This is a genomic window from Streptomyces sp. SID5464, assembly GCF_009862985.1.
GTDB classification, from domain to species: Bacteria; Actinomycetota; Actinomycetes; order Streptomycetales; family Streptomycetaceae; genus Streptomyces; species Streptomyces chartreusis_D.
In genome coordinates, this window is the sequence record NZ_WWIQ01000045.1 from 78691 (window position 1) to 80134 (window position 1444).

The window sequence follows — 1444 nt, forward strand, 5'->3', positions numbered from 1 at the left end:
AACGCTTCGTGGATGTCAGCGCGCCGTTCCCAGCGGATGCGTAGGTGCGTCGGAAGCCGTGGAGCAGGCGAAGGTCCGCTCGATCACCCACCCCACCTCTACGCCGACCGGGGATACGACTTCGACAAGTACCGCCGCCTGCTTTGGAAACGCGGCATCAAGCCGATGATCGCCCGACGCGGCGTCCCCCATGGTTCGGGGCTTGGCAAGGTGCGCTGGGTCGTCGAGCGTGCCTTCGCCTGGCTGCACCAGTGCAAACGGCTCCGCGTCCGCTACGAACGACGTGCCGACATGCACCGAGGATTGTTGGCCCTGGCGTGCAGCATCATCTGCCTTCGAAAGCTCCGCTTGCCGCGAGAAACGGTCAGTCAGGGAGAAACTCCCGGGCATGGTCGTGTGCCCACTGGGCGAAGGTGCGAGCCGGGACTCCGGTGACCTCCTCGGCTGTCGGTGATGGGCCTACCGCAGTTGGATCGAATTCCTCGAGTGCCTGCAGGTCTGTCTCGCCGCCTGAATAGTCCTCGAAGCCGAGCAGGAAATCCGCGTTCTCCGCCGCGAATCCTCCTTGCTTGCGGTAGTTCTCCCGTGCCTCGTCCCGGCTCACCACTTCGAAGCGGATCGGGCGGCCGATGGCTTCGGCGATGAGTTCAACTTGTCGACGATGCGACAACATGTCGGGGCCGTTGAGGGTGTAGGCCCGTCCGCAGTGCCCGTCCTCCAGCAGAGCCAGGGCCGCGACATCGGCGACGTCCTGCTCATGTACCGGACACCAGGCCGCCTCGGGGTCGGGATCGCGCACCACGCCCTCGGCACGGATGGACGGGCCCCACAGGGCCAGCTTGTTCATCGCGAACTCGCCTGGGCGCACGTGAGTCCATTCCAGGCCCGACTCCTCCACCGCCCGCTCTACCGGCAAGTGGAAGTCGCTGTCGAAACCTGCCGTGACAGCCCCGGAGGACAGCACCACGATACGGCGCACGCCAGCCTGCCGAGCCAAGGCGACCACTTCCCGTGCGGTCTCGGCGACCGGGAAGAGATACATCCGGTCGACCTCTTTCAACGCGTCGGCGAGTAATTCCGGTTGCATGAGATCTCCCGCAATCACGCGCACGACTTCCGGTAACCCTGCCGGGCGTGGGCTGCGGGTCAGAGCCCGCACCTCCGTGCCGGCCTCAACGAGACGTCGGACCACGTTCCGGCCGACATTGCCGGTGGCTCCGGTCACCAAGATCGCCATCATGCTCCTTCTGATCGTCACTGCTCACGGGGACGCCTCACCACAAGAGGACAGCCCCGTTCCACGTTGAGCCGACCGACGAACGCAACTGTCCCAACGACAGGCTTGTCGGCCACGGCGGCGAGAATGACAGGCAGCGGGGAAGCAGCTCTAGTCTCTCGCCGACCCATTTTGAAACCAGCAGTTACAACGGCTAACACAATGAGG

The 1444-nt window shown here is 64.9% G+C and carries 1 protein-coding gene and 1 pseudogene; one reads left to right on the top strand and one right to left on the bottom strand.

Annotated features, from left to right (window positions below):
• Positions 1-96: 96 nt before the first annotated feature.
• Positions 97-333: pseudogene (locus tag GTY47_RS22330) on the top strand (transposase); the annotation flags it as partial.
• A 31-nt stretch (positions 334-364) separates the two neighbouring features.
• Here GTY47_RS22330 and GTY47_RS22335 read toward each other — a convergent pair.
• Complete coding sequence (locus GTY47_RS22335) at positions 365-1237, bottom strand: NAD(P)H-binding protein (protein WP_040904311.1); 873 nt, start codon at positions 1235-1237, stop codon at positions 365-367.
• Positions 1238-1444 lie beyond the last annotated feature (207 nt).